Below are 17,204 nucleotides of genomic sequence, written 5' to 3' on the forward strand. Positions count from 1 at the left end.
GCTTCTTGGGGCTTACAGCGGCGGTTGCCGCGCTCGGTATGACAGCGGTGCTCTCCGGCTGCGGATCGGACAGCGGGTCGGGTGACGTCACCCTGAAGGTCGTCGCCGCCAACTACGACCCCAACGACGGGCCCAGCAACCAGCAGTACTGGGACAAGGTCGCCTCCGCCTTCGAGGCGAAGAACCCGCACATCAAGGTCGACGTCTCCGTCTACTCCTGGAAGGACATCGACGCGAAGGTCGCGGCGATGGTCAAGTCGGGCCACGCCCCCGACATAGCCCAGATGGGCTCGTACGCCGACTACGCCGACCAGGGCAAGCTGTACAGCGCGGACGACCTGCTCTCCATCGAGGTCCAGTCCAACTTCCTCTCCTCGCTCTCCGATGCGGGCGAGCAGGACCGGGTGCAGTACGGAATGCCGTTCGTCGCCTCCACCCGGCTGCTCTTCTACAACGAGAAGATGTTCGCGGACGCCGGACTCAAGCCGCCGAAGACCTGGGACCAGCTCAAGTCCGACGCGCAGGCCCTCAAGGCGAGAGGCGTGAAGTACCCGTACGCCCTGCCCCTCGGTACCGAGGAGGCACAGGTCGAGGCCACCCAGTGGCTGCTGAGCGGCGACGGCGGCATCACCGACGGCGTCGGTACGTACACGATCGACTCGGCCCAGAACGTCAAGACCTTCAACTGGCTGAAGGACGACCTGGTCGGCGCCAAGCTGACCGGGCCCGTCGAGCCCGCCAAGTTCGACCGCAGGCAGGCGTACGACGCCTTCACCAAGGGCCAGGTCGGCATGCTCAACGGCCACCCGCAGCTGGTGCAGCAGGCCGTCAAGAAGGGCATCAAGGTCGGCATGGTCCCGATGCCGGGCGTCAGCGGTCCGACCAAGTCGACCATGGGCGTGGCCGACTGGATCATGGGCTTCAAGCAGAACGGCCACCGCACCCAGATCGGCAAGTTCCTCGACGACGTCTTCAGCGACAAGAACGTGCTGGCCTTCACCCGCGAGTACAACCTGCTGCCGTCCACCACCTCGGCGTCCGGCACGCTGGCGGAGGACCCGGACCACAAGTCCCTCAAGACCTTCCTCGACGAGCTGCCCGACTCGCAGCTGCCGCCGGTCGGCAAGACCTCGTGGGCGCAGGTGAGCGACGACATGAAGAGGGAGATCGGCAAGGCCGTGCAGCCGGGCGGCAACCCGGCGAGCGTCCTCAACCAGATCCAGAGCGAGGCGTCCGCCGAGGAAGCGCAGTAGCCCGCCCGGCGGGTACCCCAGTACGTTTGCTCATATGACTGGCGACGACGCGCACGGCCCCGCGCTCCCCGAGCGCGACCGCGCCGTGCTCGCGCTGGAGCGCCGCTCCTGGCCGGGTGCGGGCGCCAAGGAGCGGGCCATCAGGGAGCAGCTCGGTATCTCGCCGGTCCGCTACTACCAGCTCCTCAACGCCCTGCTGGACGACGAGAGTGCGCTGATCCACGATCCGGTGACGGTCAACCGCCTCCGCCGGGTCCGGGCGGCCCGCCGCGAACGCCGCTGACGGCTGCCGCAGCCGGCCGCACGCATAGGGGCGGCCGCCCGTCCATCGCCTAGGGTCACCCCATGGGCAGCTCACCGAACACCCTGCCGACCCCCGCCACCGCCGCCGGCCGTGACGGCCTCGCCGCCTTCCTGGCGGGGCCCGAAAAGGCCGTCGTGGCACTCGACTTCGACGGCACGCTCGCCGATATCGTCCCCGATCCGGAACAGGCCCGCGCCCACCCGGGCGCCGTCGCCGCGCTCGTCGCGCTCGCGCCGCACGTCGCGTCCGTCGCGGTGATCACCGGACGCCCGGCCGCGGTGGCCGTGCAGTACGGGGGGCTCGCCGGGGTTCCCGGCCTCGAACACCTGGTCGTGCTCGGTCACTACGGCGCGGAGCGCTGGGACGCGGCCACCGGCACGGTCGACGCCCCCGACCCGCCCCCGGGCGTCGAGGCCGTACGCGCCGAACTCCCCGGGCTGCTGGACACCGAAAGCGCTGGGCGCGGCACCTGGATCGAGGAGAAGGGCGGCCGGGCCGTGGCCGTCCACACCCGTCGCGCCGCCGACCCCGAGGCCGCCTTCGAGGCCCTGCGCGCCCCGCTGGCCGCCCTCGCCGCCCGGCACGGCCTGATCGTCGAGCCGGGCCGGATGGTCCTGGAGCTGCGCCCGCCGGGCGTCGACAAGGGCGCGGCGCTGACCGCGTACGTACGCGAGACCGGTGCCGGGGCGGTCCTCTACGCCGGGGACGACCTCGGGGACCTGCCGGCCTACGACGCGGTCGACACGCTCCGCGAACAGGGTGTGCCCGGCCTGCTGGTGTGCAGCGGCGGCGGCGAGGTGCCCGAACTGGCCGCGCGGGCCGACCTGGTGGTGCCGGGGCCGGGCGCGGTGGTCGGACTCCTCGCGGACCTCGCCCGCGCTGTCGGCCCGTGACCGCTATCCGGCGGGAGCGGCCGGGCCGAGCGCGTTGAGCTGGTCCAGGAACCACTGCTGCGGCGGCAGCGCGGTCGCGGCGGCGGACAGCCGCGCGGTCCGCTCGGTGCGCTCGCCGTCCGGCATGGTGAGCGCCTCGTGCAGCGCGGCCGCCGTCGCGCTCACGTCGTACGGGTTCACTGTGATCGCGTCGCGCCCCAGTTCCTCGTACGCCCCGGCCTCCCGCGAGAGCACCAGCGCGCACCCGTGGTCGCTCACCAGCGGAACTTCCTTGGCGACCAGGTTCATGCCGTCGCGGATCGGGTTGACCAGGGCGACGTCCGCGAGCCGGTAGGCGGCCAGCGAGCGGGCGAAGTCGTCCTTGAGATAGAGCACGACCGGCGTCCAGTCCGCCGTGGCATAGCGGGAGTTGATCTCGTCGGCGACGCGCCGCACCTCGTCCATGTAGTCGCGGTAGACCGCGAGGTCCTGGCGCGAGGGGTAGGCGAAGGCCATGTGCACGACGCGGCCGTGCCACTCGGGGCGGGTGTCGAGGAGCTCGCGGTAGGCGAGCAGCCCGCGCACGATGTTCTTGGACAGCTCGGTCCTGTCCACCCGGACGATCGTCCTCCGGCGGCCGTCGGGCCCCTCGCCCGTGCCGCCGCCGATCCGCTCGCGCAGCGCCGTCATCCACTCGTCCACGTCGGACTGGTGCGACCGCGCCCGCAGGAAGTCCGCGTCGGCGCCGAGGCCGTGCACCGCGACCTCCGTCTTTCCGGTACCGCCGACGACCGCGGCGCAGCAGGCGACGAACGCGTCGGCCCAGCGCCGGGTCAGGAATCCGGCCCGGTCGGCGCCCAGGATCCCGTGCAGCAGCTCATCGCCGATGTCGTCGGGCAGCAGCCGGAAGTACTCGACCGGAGCCCACGGGGTGTGCGAGAAGTGCGCGATCCGCAGGTCCGGGCGTAGCTCACGCAGCATCCCGGGGACCAGCGACAGGTGGTAGTCCTGTACCAGCACGGCCGCGCCGTCGGCGGCCTCGGCGGCCAGCGCTTCGGCGAAGGCCCGGTTGTACGTACGGAACGCGGCCCACTGGCGCCGGAACTCCGCGTCGAAGACGGGCTCCAGCGGGGTCTGGTACAGCATGTGGTGGACGAACCAGAGCACGGAGTTGGCGATGCCGTTGTACGCGTCGGCGTGCACCTCCGCGTCGATGTCGAGCATCCGCACCCCGTCCTCGGCGACCCCGCGCCGCACGGCGGCCCGGTCACCGTCCCCGAGCGCGGCGCAGACCCAGAGCGACTCGGCGTTCCCCTCGATGGCGGAGAGCCCGGAGACGAGACCGCCGCCGCCCCGCTTCGACGCGAGCTCACCGTCGTCACGAAGGGTGTACGAGACGGGGCCCCGGTTGGAGGCGACGAGGACGCGTGCGGCGTGCGGAGATGCCATGACGCGAACCTAGCCCGTGCCGCAAACGCTCAAACGTGCGGACGTCCGCCGGACGGGCTGTCGGCGCGCACCCGTCAGTGCGGCGCGGAGGCTGTGTCCGCCGCAGTCGTGTCCGCCGCGGGGGCCCGCTCGTCCTCGGGGACGGAGATCACCCAGTGCGTGGCCTGCCGGGGGCGTAGGTACAGCGCCCAGTACGCGGCGGCTGCGGCCACGATGACCCCGGTGATGATCAGGCTCTTCGCGCTCTGCTGGAAGAGCACCCAGGCCAGGACGACGACCAGCAGACCCGGCACGGCGGGCCACAACGGCATCCGCCAGGCCAGCCGGTGCTTGTGCTCCCCGCGGCGCGACACCAGGGCGCCCAGCGCGACGAAGACGTACATCGCGGCCACCGCGACACCGGTGACATCGCTCAGCGTGTCCAGGTTGACGAAGCACAGGACCGCTCCGGGGACACCGACGGCGAGCGTCGCCGCCCAGGGGGAGGCGTAGCGCCGGCCGATGTGCGACAGGACGCGGTTGACGGGGTTCGGCCAGGCCGCGTCGCGTGCCGACGAGTAGACGACGCGGGAGTTCTGGATGACCATCACGATCGCCGCGTTGATGATCGCGAGTGCGATGCAGAGGCTGACGAACGTGCCGACACCGGAGTTGCTCCAGCTCTGCACCATGCCCGCGACGTCACCGGTCGCGAGCGTCTTGAGGTCCGGGGCGCCGAGCGTGATCGCGACGACGGGGATCAGTACGACTGCCGCGCCGATGGCGAGCGTCCACAGCACGGTGCGGGACACGTTGCGGCGCGGGTTGTCCATCTCCTCGGCCAGGTAAACGGCGGTGGAGAAGCCCTGGAGGATGAAGAGCGCGGTGGCGAGTCCGGTCACGATCAGCCCGGCGGTGACGGCCGAGCTGTGGCCGTGTCCCGCGTCCATCACCGGGTGGACGAGCACCGAGGCCGACCGGCTGGTGTGGGTGAAGCCGAGGAAGGCGACGACCGCGCAGGCCACGACTTCGAGGACCAGGAAGACGCCGGTGATCCAGGCGTTGGCGCGCAGGTCGAGCAGACCCATCGCGGTGGCGAGCAGCATCACGCCGGCCGCTGTGTACTGCGGGTTCAGATGGACGATCGGCGCCAGGTAGTCGGCGGTGCCCAGGGCGATGATGGGCGGCACGATCATGACCACGATCAGTGAGAGGACGAAGACCAGCCACCCGGCGAGCCGCCCCATCAGGGTGCCGACCATGGCGTACTCGCCACCGGAGCTCGGTATCAGCGTGCCCAGCTCGGAGTAGGTGAACGCGACACCTATGCAGAGCAGGCCCGCGATGGCGATGGTGAGGGCTGTTCCGGTGCCCAGGGTGGCGAACGAGTCCGGCACGATCACGAACAGTGAGGATGCCGGAGTCAGGCAGGACAGCGTGAGCAGCGTGCCTCCCACCACACCGATCGACCGGGTGAGCGTGGGAGCCTCTCCGGCCTTCGCGGCCTTCTCGGCGAGGGTGTCTGCCTCCGGGTCCCCGGGGGGTGCGGCAACGGTCGTGTCGGGCGTATGGGTCATCCGTTGTCCCATCGGTGCTGACGGCATGAGGCTGGCGGCATGAGGGGGAAGGCACCTTCGCTGAAGAGTGCCGCACATGCGGGGCGTACCCGTAGGACGTCCGCGCCGCTCCGGTGACCGAATACAACTCCCGACGGTCATTCCCGTCAAGGGTTCGTTAACGCGACATGGCAACGAAATCCGTTGCCTGTTTAAGGTATTGAAGTGCTCATGTGCGCTGAAAGCGCTGTGTTCGCACGGATTTCGCGGGGCGGTGGGGGGTTCGGATTCTCGTGTGTGCGATGGCCAAAACCTTTCCATGGACACCGGCAGCTGACGCTCCGCCCCCGCCGGCGTCCGGCGGGGGCGGAGCCGTCGGCTGTCACCCGTGGGCCGTCACCCGTCCGTCAGGCCGCCCTGCGTGCCGCGTACTCCCCCACGCCGCGCATCGGGGGCCGCTCCTCGGTGTCCACCGGGTATGTGCGCGGTACGAACCCCTCGGCGCCGCGCTCGAACTGCGTCAGCGACGGCCGCACCAGATGCCCCCGCGACAGCCGCAGCTGCGCCGTGCGGTAAATGGCCGCCGCCATCCGCCCCAGCGCGAGCCCGTCCTGGTGGCGGTGTTTGCGTGAGCCCACGTCGACCTGCGCCAGCGCGTCGAGTCCGACCGTGTGGAGCGCGTCGACCAGCAGGCCCAGCTCCACTCCGTAGCCGACGGGGAAGGGCAGCTGTTCGAGCAGTGAGCGCCGCACCGCGTACTCGCCGCCGAGCGGCTGGACGAAACCGGCCAGCTGCGGCCAGTGCAGATTCAGCAGGGGCCGCGCCACCAGCTCGGTCACCCGGCCGCCCTGCCCCGCGGCCTCGCCGAGCGGCCGGTCGTACATGGCCTTCACGAACTGCACATCGGGGTCGGTCAGCAGGGGTCCGACGATCCCCGAGACGAAGTCCGCCGAGAAGTCCCGCAGGTCCGCGTCGACGAAGCAGACGATGTCACCGCCGGTCACCAGGAGGGAACGCCACAGCACCTCGCCCTTGCCCGGCACGGCCGGTATCCGCGGCAGGATCTCGTCCCGGTGCACCACCCGGGCCCCGGCGCTCGCCGCGGCCTCGGCCGTACGGTCGGTGGAGCCGGAGTCGACGACCACCAGCTCGTCCACGAGGGGCACCGGCAGGGAGTCCATCAGCTCGCGCCTGATGGTCGCGACGATCGCCCCGACCGTCGCCTCCTCGTTGAGCGCGGGCAGGACGACACTCACCGTGGTGCCGCGTTTCGCCGCGGTCAGCCGGTCCAGCGGACGGTCGGCCACCGACCAGGAACGCCTGGTCAGCCAGCGGTCCACCTCTTCCAGCACGGCGCGTCTCCTTGACTGTGAGCCATCTCGCGGTTCGGACGACTATCTCAACCGTCCCTGCCTTCGGTTACAGTCTTGAACAACGCAAATGGTCACGGCATGCCGGGGTCCGCACGCGTCGACAAACACGCCGGGCCTCGAGGCCCGCGTCATAAGCGCTCATCCAGAGGGACTGAGGGAACGGCCCGTAGAAGTCCCGGCAACCCTCCTGCCGACCGCGAGGTCATGGTGGGGAAGGTGCCAATTCCGTCTTGCGGCGAAGTACGTCGCGAGGAAGATGAGGAGAGGACCTCGCCACCATGGCTGTGCAGACCGTTACCAGCACCAACGACTCCACCGGGACCGTCGATCTCGGCCCCGCCGCCGCGCTCTCCTGCCGCGAGTGCGGCGAGCGTTTCCCGCTCGGTCCCCTCTTCGCCTGCGCGTCCTGTTTCGGGCCGCTCGAAGTGGCGTACGACCTGCCGAGCGGCTCTCCCGACGAGCTGAAGAAGCGCATCGAGGCCGGCCCGGACAACATCTGGCGCTACGCGCCGCTGCTGCCCGTCCCCGCCGAGGTGGCCGACCACCCCAACCTGAACCCGGGATTCACCAAGCTCGTCAAGGCCGACAACCTCGCCCGTGAGCTGGGTATCACCGGCGGCCTGCACGTCAAGGACGACTCCGGCAACCCGACGCACTCCTTCAAGGACCGTGTCGTCGCCATCGCCGTCGAGGCCGCCCGCGCCTTCGGCTTCACCACACTCTCCTGCTCCTCCACGGGCAACCTGGCGGGCGCCGTCGGCGCCGCCGCCGCCCGCGCCGGCTTCCGGTCCTGCGTGTTCATCCCGCACGACCTGGAGCAGGGCAAGGTCGTCATGGCCGCGGTCTACGGCGGCGAACTGGTCGGCATCGAGGGCAACTACGACGACGTCAACCGCTTCTGCTCCGAGCTCATCGGTGACCCGATCGGTGAGGGCTGGGGCTTCGTCAACGTCAACCTCCGCCCGTACTACGGCGAGGGTTCGAAGACCCTGGCGTACGAGATCTGCGAGCAGCTCGGCTGGCAGCTGCCCGACCAGATCGTCATCCCGATCGCCTCGGGCTCCCAGCTCACGAAGATCGACAAGGGGCTCCAGGAGCTGATCAAGCTCGGTCTCGTCGAGGACAAGCCGTACAAGATCTTCGGCGCGCAGGCCGAGGGCTGCTCGCCGGTCTCCACCGCGTTCAAGGCCGGGCACGACGTCGTACGGCCGCAGAAGCCGGACACGATCGCCAAGTCGCTGGCCATCGGCAACCCGGCGGACGGCCCGTACGTCCTGGACATCGCCCGGCGCACCGGCGGCGCGGTCGAGGACGTCAACGACGCGCAGATCGTCGACGCGATCAAGCTGCTGGCCCGCACCGAGGGCATCTTCGCGGAGACCGCGGGCGGCGTGACCGTCGGCGTGACGAAGAAGCTCATCGAGGCCGGTCTCCTCGACCCCTCCCTCACCACCGTCGTGCTGAACACGGGCGACGGCCTCAAGACCCTGGACGCGGTCGCCCCGACGTCCGGCCCGACCGCGACGATCCGTCCGACCCTGGACGCCTTCCGCGAGGCCGGTCTGGCCACGGGCGCCTGACCGGAGCCCCGTCCCGCCGGGCCGGGCCCGCCCTGCCCGGCGGCGCCCCTGCCCGCGCCCTGCCCGTATCCGTATCAGTCAGCCCCGTCCCGCCCCGGACTCCTGGAAGGCAATCCGCATGAGCGTCAAGGTCCGCATCCCCACCATCCTCCGCACCTACACCGGCGGACAGGCCGAGGTCGCCGCCGACGGCGGCACCCTCTCCGAGGTCCTCGCCGACCTGGAGAAGAACCACACCGGCATCGCTGCCCGCGTCCTGGACGACGAGGGCAAGCTGCGCCGCTTCGTGAACGTGTACGTGAACGACGACGACGTCCGCTTCGAGCAGGGCCTGGAGACGGCCACGCCGGACGGCGCGGGCGTCTCCATCATCCCCGCCGTCGCCGGCGGCTGAGCGAGCCCTCCGCCGCCGCGCCGCGCCCACAGGGCTGCGACGCCCCCGCGGCACCCGCTGGACCCATTGCCCTCTCCGCGCACGAAGCGGAGGGGGCAATTCAGCATGATTGAACGCGGTAGAGTTGGGGCAGCCCCCTTCGTCGCCTGTGCCACGTGCATATGAGAACGCGAGAAGGTCCGGTCAATGTGTGCGATCCCTTTGCGTCGTAAGTGCCCTTTGCCTGGCCCGACTTGCCCGAGGATCCCCGGAAATCCCCCCAATCGGGTGTTCGGGTGCGTGCAGAATTCTCGTCCGATTGACCTGTTGCAGAGGGCAGTTGGGCAGATACATTCAGCCGCGGTCGACGCGTTCCGGCGCAAGGTCTGACCCGGATCCCGCGAAGTGCGGGCTCTGCGCAAGGGCCAGTAATAGGGGAGTTAGGCATGGCTCAGGGCACCGTCAAGTGGTTCAACGCGGAGAAGGGGTACGGCTTCATCGCGGTCGACGGTGGTGCGGATGTTTTCGTCCACTACAGCGCGATCCAGATGGACGGTTACCGCACCCTTGAAGAAGGTCAGCGAGTTGAGTTCGAGATCTCGCAGGGCCAGAAGGGTCCGCAGGCGGACATGGTCAAACTCGCCGTCTGATCCAGACGCGATCGGCCACCGACGCACTCACGCCGAGAGGCCCGTACCCCGCAGAGGGGTGCGGGCCCCTCGTGCGTCCCGGGGTCCCCTGGGGGCTTCCTGAGGGTGTTACGAGGGCGCAGCCGCCCGCCTGATCCTTCTTCGAAGACACGTGCGCCCCGCCGCCGCCCGCCCCCTCGCGGAGCCTTCTTCGGAGGTGCTTGTTTCACTCATGCACCTCCCGACCGCAGCCACCCACCTGCGCCTTCGTCGAAGGCGCTTGCACTCAATGGGGGCGAGTGCTAATCATTGGCGTTAGCACTCTCCCAGTGAGAGTGACAGAAAGATCGGGTTGGCGAGGCCCGCGGGCCGGGTGGGGCAAGGAACCACCGGGCAAGCAGGCCGTCCGTCGCGGGCGCCGCCAGGTCTGACTCCACCCGCCCCCAGACTTTGTCCGGGGGGACCCCCAGTCCTGGGAGGACCACTTCACATGGCCAAGATCATCGCGTTCGACGAGGAGGCACGGCGCGGTCTCGAGCGCGGGATGAACCAGCTCGCCGACGCCGTCAAGGTCACCCTCGGCCCCAAGGGCCGCAACGTCGTCCTTGAGAAGAAGTGGGGCGCCCCCACGATCACCAACGATGGTGTCTCCATCGCCAAGGAGATCGAGCTCGAGGACCCGTACGAGAAGATCGGCGCCGAGCTGGTCAAGGAGGTCGCCAAGAAGACGGACGACGTCGCCGGTGACGGTACGACGACCGCGACCGTCCTCGCGCAGGCGCTGGTCCGTGAGGGCCTCCGTAACGTCGCCGCCGGTGCCAACCCGATGGCCCTGAAGCGTGGCATCGAGAAGGCCGTCGAGGCCGTCTCCGCCGCCCTCCTGGAGCAGGCCAAGGACGTGGAGACCAAGGAGCAGATCGCTTCGACGGCCTCCATCTCCGCCGCTGACACCCAGATCGGCGAGCTCATCGCCGAGGCGATGGACAAGGTCGGCAAGGAAGGCGTCATCACCGTCGAGGAGTCGCAGACCTTCGGGCTCGAGCTTGAGCTCACCGAGGGCATGCGCTTCGACAAGGGCTACATCTCGGCGTACTTCGCCACCGACATGGAGCGCATGGAGTCGTCGCTCGACGACCCGTACATCCTGATCGTCAACTCCAAGATCGGCAACGTGAAGGACCTCCTTCCGCTGCTCGAGAAGGTCATGCAGTCCGGTAAGGCGCTGCTGATCATCGCGGAGGACGTCGAGGGCGAGGCTCTGTCGACGCTGGTCGTCAACAAGATCCGTGGCACCTTCAAGTCCGTCGCCGTCAAGGCTCCGGGCTTCGGCGACCGCCGCAAGGCCATGCTCGGCGACATCGCCATCCTCACCGGTGGCACGGTCATCTCCGAGGAGGTCGGCCTCAAGCTGGAGAGCGCCGGTCTCGACCTGCTCGGCCGCGCCCGCAAGGTCGTCATCACCAAGGACGAGACCACGATCGTCGACGGTGCCGGTGACAGCGACCAGGTCCAGGGTCGCGTCAACCAGATCCGTGCCGAGATCGAGAACTCCGACTCGGACTACGACCGCGAGAAGCTCCAGGAGCGCCTCGCGAAGCTGGCCGGCGGCGTGGCCGTCATCAAGGCCGGTGCCGCGACCGAGGTCGAGCTCAAGGAGCGCAAGCACCGCATCGAGGACGCCGTTCGCAACGCGAAGGCGGCCGTCGAGGAGGGCATCGTCGCCGGTGGTGGCGTGGCCCTGCTCCAGGCTTCCGCGGTGTTCGAGAAGCTTGAGCTCGAAGGTGACGAGGCGACCGGCGCCAACGCCGTGAAGCTCGCCCTTGAGGCCCCGCTGAAGCAGATCGCCGTCAACGGTGGTCTCGAAGGCGGAGTCGTCGTCGAGAAGGTCCGCAACCTGACGGTCGGCCACGGCCTGAACGCTGCGACCGGCGAGTACGTCGACATGATCGCCGAGGGCATCATCGACCCGGCGAAGGTCACGCGCTCCGCGCTGCAGAACGCCGCGTCGATCGCCGCGCTGTTCCTCACCACCGAGGCCGTCATCGCCGACAAGCCGGAGAAGGCCGCTGCCGGCGGCGCTCCGGGCGGCATGCCGGGCGGTGACATGGACTTCTGATCCTCTGCTTCCAGCGAGGATCGGCTGCTCCAGCAGTAGTACGGCAAGCAGTACGGACCGAGGGCGGTACCCCTTCTCGAAAGGGGTACCGCCCTCGGGCGTTCGCGAGCTTGCCGGGGAGGGGTGGGGGGCTTCAGCGAACGTAGTCCTTGAGCTTCCCGGTCTCCAGGGTGATCGAGACGGGAGCGGGAAGCGTGAGCGTAGTGCCGTACGTTTCGGGAGCGTGGCGGGCGAGCTCCTCGAAGTCCTCGACGGACATCTGGGCGTGGTCGGCGGGGCTTGGGGTCATGGCGTTGCCTCCTTCCCCCCATCGTGCTCTGCTCCGGCGCCGAGTGAGCTGAACGGTCATGCGTGGGTCCTCTCGCGTTGCCCAGCCGCTGCCGCGCGGGCTTGTGCCGCGCGGGTGTGGACCTGCGCCGGGGTGAGCGGGGCCTTGCGGCTCACGGGTCTTCCCCGGCACTCCGCGCATTCGCCGCCCGGCAGCGCCTCCGGCAGCCCCGGTGCGCCGCACTTGCCGCACTCCATGACACGCAGGGCGGGCCGCGGGGCGGGCGGCGCCGGATGCGGTGCGCGCTCGGGCGGGAGCTTGTCGGTGAGCCGCCTGCGGACGAGTGAGGACGCGCGGTGCACGGGGGTGGGCAGCCCGGCGGTCAGGGCGTGCAGCATCTCGGGTTCGGTGGCGCCCCGGTCGAACCACACGGCGGCCAGGGGCTCCAGCGCCGCACAGTCGGCCGCCGACAGGCTCAGCGAGGGTGCGGTGCGGCCGAGGGCGGCGAGCAGGATGAACGCCCGCGACCGGGTGGGCCGTTGCGTCGGAACCGGGGCATCCGGTACGTCCCCGGTGGTGAAGGCGGCCCACCAGGCGTCGTCGCGGGCCGAGCGGGAGAACCACGTACGCGTCACCCACCGGGCGCTGTCCGACCCGGTCAGGTGCTCGGCGCCCCGGCGCAGATGCCCGGCGCGCTGGAGGGCGTTGAGCGCCGTCCGCAGCGCGCACTGTCCGTAGGGCAGGACTCTGGCGAGCGTCTTCACGGAGATGTCCGACCCGTCCGGCAGCCGGTCGATGTACGCGGCGATGGCCGCTTCGCGGGGCGGCAAGTGTGCGAAGTCTGGTGCGGTGTGCGGACGTTGACCGGTCGCGGAACGCTTCCCGTAACCCGGATTGGCCATCGGGTGAGGGGGCGTGTGTGCCGGATGGGGGGCAGCATTAAAGTGGCCGTCAGCCATGGATCGACGCTCTTTCGATCTAGTTGGTCAGGCCCCGGAGCCGGTGTTGGCGCACCGACCGGGGCCGTTCACGTTCTGTGAGCACGCTAGAGCCTCGCCACCTTCCGTGGCAAGTCGGTCACGAAAAGTCAACCGGGCGCGCGGGGAGGGTGGTTGGGTGGGATATCAGGCCCCTCCACCCCATCACTGTTAAGAGGGCTCGGGGCTCGGGGCTTGAGCTCCGGGGCGGCTTGGGGCGGGGTGGTTTTCCACCGCCGGGGGTGACCACCGTCCCGGGGTCTTGAACACGAGGTCTGGGCGCGCCGGGCGGGGATCAGTGAGCTGAGCCGGCTCGCCGGTTCGAGCACGCCGTACCGGACGGCCATCCGCGATCCTTCGCATGCTGTATCCGGAGATGCTGGAACGGATCGCCGTAGCTGGGGCCTGCCCGGCGGATTCTGCCGGACAGGCCCCAGGTCCCTGGGGAAGGCTCAGCGCTTGAGCGTGAAGGTGAAGTCGCCGGAGAGCTTGCCGTTCTGCCGGACTGCCGAAACGAGTTTCCCCTCCGTGATCAGTCTCTCGGCCTCGGCCCGCGAAAGACCGCAGCCTTCAGCGATCAATCGCACCGGCCGGACAGGGATCCGCCCCGCGAAGCGGACCCGGACGTCGATCGCCTCGCGGCCCAGGTGATCCGATCCGCCGGTGTCGAGACGCCAGGCGTTGTCCCAGTCGAGGGCGATGCGATTGCGGCGCTGCATGACCGGACCCTGGAGCAACTCGGCTGTCAGGCCGAGGTCGTTGGAATGCAGGCGGTCCAGCAGTTCAGGCCGTATGGAGCGCACATTCACCCGCTCCAGGACCGTGAGCCTTGCCGTCTCCCCGCAAGAGGTGCAGAGCACGAGGAGCCAGGCGTCGATGAGCTTGTGGTGTGCGTTGACACGGAACTTGCCGTTTGCCCGGAAGCGTTCAGACGCGCATGTGTGGCAACGCCGGACGACGAGAGGCAGGCAGGTGGGCATGACGACCCAGTTGTTGAGCACAGAAGTACACCGGTTTCAGTGAGAAGACCGCAGCAGAAAGGAGCGCGCCGCACATGTGCGGCGCGCGACGAATCAGCACTCGGGAGGTCTCACAGGGTGTACAAGGCATGTCCTTGCCTGGACGACTGGTTCGGCAGCACGGTAATGGTGCGCAGCGGCGCCGCTCCACTGCTTTTTCGAGCACCCCACCGCCAGGTTCCGGCCGACGGATCACGGGCGGAGCCAGAGTCGGGCCAAGGTAAAGGTGACGGTGCCGTGGAAGACGCGGGCGCGCTTGTCGTACCTCGTCGCGACGGCCCGGAAGTTCTTCAGGGCGTTGCCCGTCCGCTCGACTTCGTTGGGGTGGGAGTGAGCGACGGGAATGGCTCGTTCGGCACCCTTGCCGGGGGGCGGGCGTGGATGTTCGATGTCCTGCGGCGAACCACGGCAACACACACGGGGTGTCGGTTATGGCTTCCAGCAAGCGCTTGGCGACGGCAGTCGTAGGAACCGCGATCTTGGCAGTGACACTGGTCGGTTGCGGAACCGAGGGAACGATTCAGGACTACGACAACGTGACTGTCTGGCCGGCCGCGGACCCCCGGGGCCGTGAACCGATCGGCGAGCTCACCACGCTCCAGAAAGTAACGGTCAAGTGCATCACCCGCGGCCAATTGGACGCGAACGGGATGGGGTACGGGGACACGTACAAGATCGACTTCAAGGGTGGCTCCGGGTACATCGATACCAGCACCTCGATCCAGACCGATGACGGTGAGCTGTCCCCCGGCGATGTGGACGAGTGCTGAACTCAGGCACGCGACGTCCACGCCCACCTGTCGCCCCTCGGTCAACACGATTCAGCTCGCGGCCGGCGGTGTGGCCAGGGACGACCGCAGGGTCGCGGATGTCGTTGTCGTCCCGGCCGCCGAAGCGGAAGTCCGCGAGGGCGCAGGTCCCGGCGGGGCGTGCAGGTCCCGGCGGGGCTCTCCGGTGCCCCAGAGGAGCCGGCCGCGCACTCCATGCGAGTAAGTCACCGGTCCCACCAGTCACCTGCGCAACATCTCCACAGCATGCAGTGGGCAGATTGACAGTGCCTGTCATCACACAAGTAGGTTCGGTATAAACCGAGTTTCCGCTACATTCCGGCGTCCCCACGCCGGCAGGAGGAACGTTCATGGGTTCCCACGCCCGTCCCAACCGGATACACCGCACGGGGGTCCGGATCGCCACGGCCGCACTTGTCGGAGTCGCTCTGCCGATCACCGCCGCAGGCCTCGCCAATGCCGCCACGCCCGGCGCCACGCACTCCGCCGATGAGAACGGCGGCCAGAGCGGCAAGGCCGCTACTCCGGCCGCCACCACGCCGGCCGCCGCTACTCCGGCCGCCCAGAGCCAGGACGTGAAGGACCAGGCCGGGCCCCAGATCAGCGCAGACCACGCCTTCCTCCTGGATGCCCGCGACGGCAGCCAGGAGAGGGAGATGTGGGCCGGGGCCGAGGCCGACGAGAGTGTTCCGATGGCCAGCACCACCAAGATCATGACTGCCCTGGTGGTGCTCAAGCACCCGGAGTGGCTGGAGCACCAGATCACGGTGAAGCAGGAGTACCGGGACTACGTCCAGCAGGCCGGCGGCAGCACCGCCGATCTGCAGACCGGCGACAAGCTGACGGTCAGGCAGATGCTGAACGCCATGCTGATCCCGTCCGGCGACGACGCCGCCATGGCCCTGGCCGACAACTTCGGCACCGGGGACACCCAGGACGCGCGGATCGCCGACTTCGTGAACCAGATGAACGCCGAGGCGCAGCAGCTGGGTCTGACCGGCACGCACTTCGACACCTTCGACGGCATCTCGCACGGCAACAACCACAGCACCGCCCGCGACCTGGCCAAGCTCGGCCAGCGCGCGATGCTGCAGCCGGTCTTCGTCGACGTCGTGAACAAGACGCAGTTCAAGACCGAGGCTCCGGCGGCCAACGGCCACACCCGGTACTACACCTGGAACACCACCAACGAGCTGCTGGGCAGCTACGACGGTGCCCTGGGCGTCAAGACCGGCAGTGGCCCGGAGGACGGGTACTGCGTCGTCTTCGCCGCGAAGCGGGACAACCGCACCCTGGTCGGTGTGGTCCTCGGGGACACCACCGACAAGGCTCGTTTCGACGACGCCACCAAGATGCTCGACTGGGGCTTCGCCCACTGATCCGCTCACTGATCCGCTCAGTGGTCCGACCCCTGACCGACCCCTGACCGACCACTGGTCCGCCCGCTGATCCGTCAGTGAGCAGACAGCTCCCGCTCCGGCGCTGAGCAGCACGTACCGTCGCGCATCGCGTGCGGCACCCGCAGGCCCCTGCCCGTCCCCACCCCCACGGCGGATGAGCGGGGGCCTTCCCCGTCGTGCCGGTCCGCGCACGGTGCCATGCCCGGTTGAGCTGCCGCGGGCAAAGGGGGCGGTCGGCTGTTACGTGCCGTTACAGGTCCCGGACAGTCCTGTGAGAACTCCCCGGCCGGGCGGCCCATCTCACTTTCCGTAAGACGCACTGGAATACGGAGCGCGCCGGGCCTCAGAACCCGGCGCTGGAAAAGGGGAACCATGACCGCGAAGCTGAACCGGGTCGCCCGCTGCGCCGCCGCCGTACTGGCCGTCGTCGCCGTCGGAGCCGGCGCCGCCGCGTGCGACTCCTCCTCCGGTCCGGCTGCCTCCAAGGCCGACGCACAGTCCGGCAGCACGGCGCAGGGCTCATCGGACTCCAAGTCCGGTGCGCAGAGCGGTTCCCAGGACACCGCACAGGGCGGTACGGACGACAAGGCCCAGTCCACCTCCACGAGGCCGGATTCCCCCACCGCACAGAACGCGTCCCGGCACGACACGGTGTCGACCGCTCAGAAGGGCTCGCGGACCGATGCCGTGAACCCCGCGTCCGCAGCCACCAGCAGCCGCTGCCACACCAGCGGGCTGCGCTTCACCTGGAGCGCCGGCGCCCCGGACATGAGGGACGAAGCCGACGCGCAGACCGCCATGATCACGCTCAAGAACACCAGCGCCCACACGTGCACCCTCCACGGCTTCCCGGGCCTGCGCCTGATCAGCACGACCGGTACGGCCTGGGACCTGCGCCGCTCGTCGGACACCCCCAGCACCATCACCCTGCACCCCGGTGACGACACGGCCGCCGTCAGCTTCAACCTCCTGGCGGTCCCCGCCACCGCCAAGGACACCAAGCCCTTCATCCCCAGCAAGGTCCAGATCACCCCGCCCAACGAGACCACCCACGCCACCCTCAGCTGGCCCTACGGCGGAGCCATCCTCGACCAGTCGGGCGCCACCCACCCCGGCACCTTCGTCAACCCCGTCGGCTACTGAACCCCACCGCACGGGGGAGGAGCAGGCCACCGCCGGCCGGTCCGCCACGCCGAGGTGCTGCCTCAGCGATGAGTTCCGGCCGGGCCGTGAGTCTGTTCCGGTGAGTGTCAGAGGACGTCGTACGA

At 69.5% G+C, this 17,204-nt stretch carries 16 protein-coding genes, 1 pseudogene and 1 riboswitch; of the genes and pseudogenes, 10 read left to right on the forward strand and 7 right to left on the reverse strand.

Annotation, left to right across the window (positions count from 1 at the left end; translation table 11 throughout):
- The first annotated feature begins 5 nt into the window (after positions 1-5).
- The 3 genes from OG584_RS19430 to otsB all read left to right on the forward strand — a co-directional run bounded on the left by OG584_RS19430 (position 6) and on the right by otsB (position 2,450).
- Positions 6-1,253: an ABC transporter substrate-binding protein gene (locus OG584_RS19430; RefSeq protein WP_405779488.1), complete on the forward strand. Its 1,248-nt coding sequence runs from the start codon at positions 6-8 to the stop codon at positions 1,251-1,253.
- Between the two features lie 34 nt (positions 1,254-1,287).
- The gene (locus OG584_RS19435; RefSeq protein ID WP_405779489.1) at positions 1,288-1,536 is read left to right on the forward strand and encodes a DUF3263 domain-containing protein; all 249 of its coding nucleotides are present in this window, start codon (positions 1,288-1,290) and stop codon (positions 1,534-1,536) included.
- A gap of 62 nt (positions 1,537-1,598) precedes the next feature.
- Positions 1,599-2,450, forward strand: coding sequence for a trehalose-phosphatase (gene otsB / locus OG584_RS19440; RefSeq protein WP_405779490.1), 852 nt, complete (start codon positions 1,599-1,601; stop codon positions 2,448-2,450).
- A gap of 3 nt (positions 2,451-2,453) precedes the next feature.
- On the opposite strand, the gene OG584_RS19445 is transcribed toward otsB, so the two are convergent.
- The 3 genes from OG584_RS19445 to OG584_RS19455 all read right to left on the reverse strand — a co-directional run bounded on the left by OG584_RS19445 (position 2,454) and on the right by OG584_RS19455 (position 6,765).
- On the reverse strand, positions 2,454-3,878 hold the full coding sequence (locus OG584_RS19445; protein ID WP_405779491.1) for a trehalose-6-phosphate synthase: 1,425 nt from the start codon (positions 3,876-3,878) through the stop codon (positions 2,454-2,456).
- A gap of 74 nt (positions 3,879-3,952) precedes the next feature.
- A complete protein-coding gene (locus OG584_RS19450) occupies positions 3,953-5,434 on the reverse strand; it encodes an APC family permease (protein ID WP_405779492.1) in 1,482 nt (493 codons plus the stop codon).
- Positions 5,435-5,820: 386 nt separating this feature from the next.
- Complete coding sequence (locus OG584_RS19455; protein WP_405779494.1) at positions 5,821-6,765, reverse strand: glucosyl-3-phosphoglycerate synthase; 945 nt, start codon at positions 6,763-6,765, stop codon at positions 5,821-5,823.
- A 156-nt stretch (positions 6,766-6,921) separates the two neighbouring features.
- Positions 6,922-7,049, forward strand: a riboswitch (SAM riboswitch).
- Positions 7,050-7,064: 15 nt separating this feature from the next.
- On the opposite strand from OG584_RS19455, the gene thrC reads away from it, so the two are divergent.
- From thrC to groL, 4 genes are all read left to right on the forward strand, one after another.
- Complete coding sequence (gene thrC, locus OG584_RS19460; protein ID WP_405779495.1) at positions 7,065-8,366, forward strand: threonine synthase; 1,302 nt, start codon at positions 7,065-7,067, stop codon at positions 8,364-8,366.
- Between the two features lie 118 nt (positions 8,367-8,484).
- Positions 8,485-8,760, forward strand: a complete 276-nt coding sequence (locus tag OG584_RS19465) for a MoaD/ThiS family protein (RefSeq protein ID WP_405779496.1) — start codon at positions 8,485-8,487, stop codon at positions 8,758-8,760.
- Between the two features lie 425 nt (positions 8,761-9,185).
- Entirely contained in the window at positions 9,186-9,389 is a 204-nt protein-coding gene (locus OG584_RS19470) for a cold-shock protein (RefSeq protein WP_005315736.1), read from the forward strand.
- A gap of 469 nt (positions 9,390-9,858) precedes the next feature.
- Positions 9,859-11,484: a chaperonin GroEL gene (gene groL, locus OG584_RS19475; RefSeq protein ID WP_405779498.1), complete on the forward strand. Its 1,626-nt coding sequence runs from the start codon at positions 9,859-9,861 to the stop codon at positions 11,482-11,484.
- A 133-nt stretch (positions 11,485-11,617) separates the two neighbouring features.
- Here groL and OG584_RS19480 read toward each other — a convergent pair whose 3' ends face one another.
- From OG584_RS19480 to OG584_RS19495, 4 genes and pseudogenes are all read right to left on the reverse strand, one after another.
- Positions 11,618-11,773: a hypothetical protein gene (locus OG584_RS19480; RefSeq protein ID WP_405779499.1), complete on the reverse strand. Its 156-nt coding sequence runs from the start codon at positions 11,771-11,773 to the stop codon at positions 11,618-11,620.
- 56 nt (positions 11,774-11,829) lie between these two features.
- Positions 11,830-12,654, reverse strand: a complete 825-nt coding sequence (locus OG584_RS19485) for a hypothetical protein (protein ID WP_405779500.1) — start codon at positions 12,652-12,654, stop codon at positions 11,830-11,832.
- A gap of 527 nt (positions 12,655-13,181) precedes the next feature.
- Positions 13,182-13,730 (reverse strand): DUF1062 domain-containing protein, encoded by a 549-nt coding sequence (locus OG584_RS19490; protein ID WP_405779502.1) that lies wholly within the window; start codon positions 13,728-13,730, stop codon positions 13,182-13,184.
- A 210-nt stretch (positions 13,731-13,940) separates the two neighbouring features.
- Positions 13,941-14,069: pseudogene (locus OG584_RS19495) on the reverse strand (IS5/IS1182 family transposase); the annotation flags it as partial.
- 215 nt (positions 14,070-14,284) lie between these two features.
- Between OG584_RS19495 and OG584_RS19500 the strand changes: the two are divergent.
- From OG584_RS19500 to OG584_RS19510, 3 genes are all read left to right on the forward strand, one after another.
- Positions 14,285-14,518 (forward strand): hypothetical protein, encoded by a 234-nt coding sequence (locus OG584_RS19500; protein WP_405779504.1) that lies wholly within the window; start codon positions 14,285-14,287, stop codon positions 14,516-14,518.
- Positions 14,519-14,886: 368 nt separating this feature from the next.
- Positions 14,887-15,915 (forward strand): D-alanyl-D-alanine carboxypeptidase family protein, encoded by a 1,029-nt coding sequence (locus OG584_RS19505; RefSeq protein ID WP_405779507.1) that lies wholly within the window; start codon positions 14,887-14,889, stop codon positions 15,913-15,915.
- Between the two features lie 393 nt (positions 15,916-16,308).
- Positions 16,309-17,079 (forward strand): DUF4232 domain-containing protein, encoded by a 771-nt coding sequence (locus tag OG584_RS19510; RefSeq protein ID WP_405779509.1) that lies wholly within the window; start codon positions 16,309-16,311, stop codon positions 17,077-17,079.
- The last annotated feature ends 125 nt before the right edge of the window (positions 17,080-17,204 follow it).

The organism is Streptomyces sp. NBC_00859, assembly GCF_045161865.1.
In the GTDB taxonomy this organism is placed as follows: domain Bacteria; phylum Actinomycetota; class Actinomycetes; order Streptomycetales; family Streptomycetaceae; genus Streptomyces.

Excerpts from the sequence above, each read along its gene's own strand:
- OG584_RS19435 (WP_405779489.1), top strand. The coding sequence starts at position 1,288 with ATGACTGGCGACGACGCGCACGGCCCCGCGCTCCCCGAGCGCGACCGC.
- otsB (WP_405779490.1), top strand. The coding sequence starts at position 1,599 with ATGGGCAGCTCACCGAACACCCTGCCGACCCCCGCCACCGCCGCCGGC.
- OG584_RS19445 (WP_405779491.1), bottom strand. The coding sequence starts at position 3,878 with ATGGCATCTCCGCACGCCGCACGCGTCCTCGTCGCCTCCAACCGGGGC.
- OG584_RS19450 (WP_405779492.1), bottom strand. The coding sequence starts at position 5,434 with ATGACCCATACGCCCGACACGACCGTTGCCGCACCCCCCGGGGACCCG.
- thrC (WP_405779495.1), top strand. The coding sequence starts at position 7,065 with ATGGCTGTGCAGACCGTTACCAGCACCAACGACTCCACCGGGACCGTC.
- OG584_RS19465 (WP_405779496.1), top strand. The coding sequence starts at position 8,485 with ATGAGCGTCAAGGTCCGCATCCCCACCATCCTCCGCACCTACACCGGC.
- OG584_RS19470 (WP_005315736.1), top strand. The coding sequence starts at position 9,186 with ATGGCTCAGGGCACCGTCAAGTGGTTCAACGCGGAGAAGGGGTACGGC.
- groL (WP_405779498.1), top strand. The coding sequence starts at position 9,859 with ATGGCCAAGATCATCGCGTTCGACGAGGAGGCACGGCGCGGTCTCGAG.
- OG584_RS19480 (WP_405779499.1), bottom strand. The coding sequence starts at position 11,773 with ATGACCCCAAGCCCCGCCGACCACGCCCAGATGTCCGTCGAGGACTTC.
- OG584_RS19485 (WP_405779500.1), bottom strand. The coding sequence starts at position 12,654 with ATGGCCAATCCGGGTTACGGGAAGCGTTCCGCGACCGGTCAACGTCCG.
- OG584_RS19505 (WP_405779507.1), top strand. The coding sequence starts at position 14,887 with ATGGGTTCCCACGCCCGTCCCAACCGGATACACCGCACGGGGGTCCGG.
- OG584_RS19510 (WP_405779509.1), top strand. The coding sequence starts at position 16,309 with ATGACCGCGAAGCTGAACCGGGTCGCCCGCTGCGCCGCCGCCGTACTG.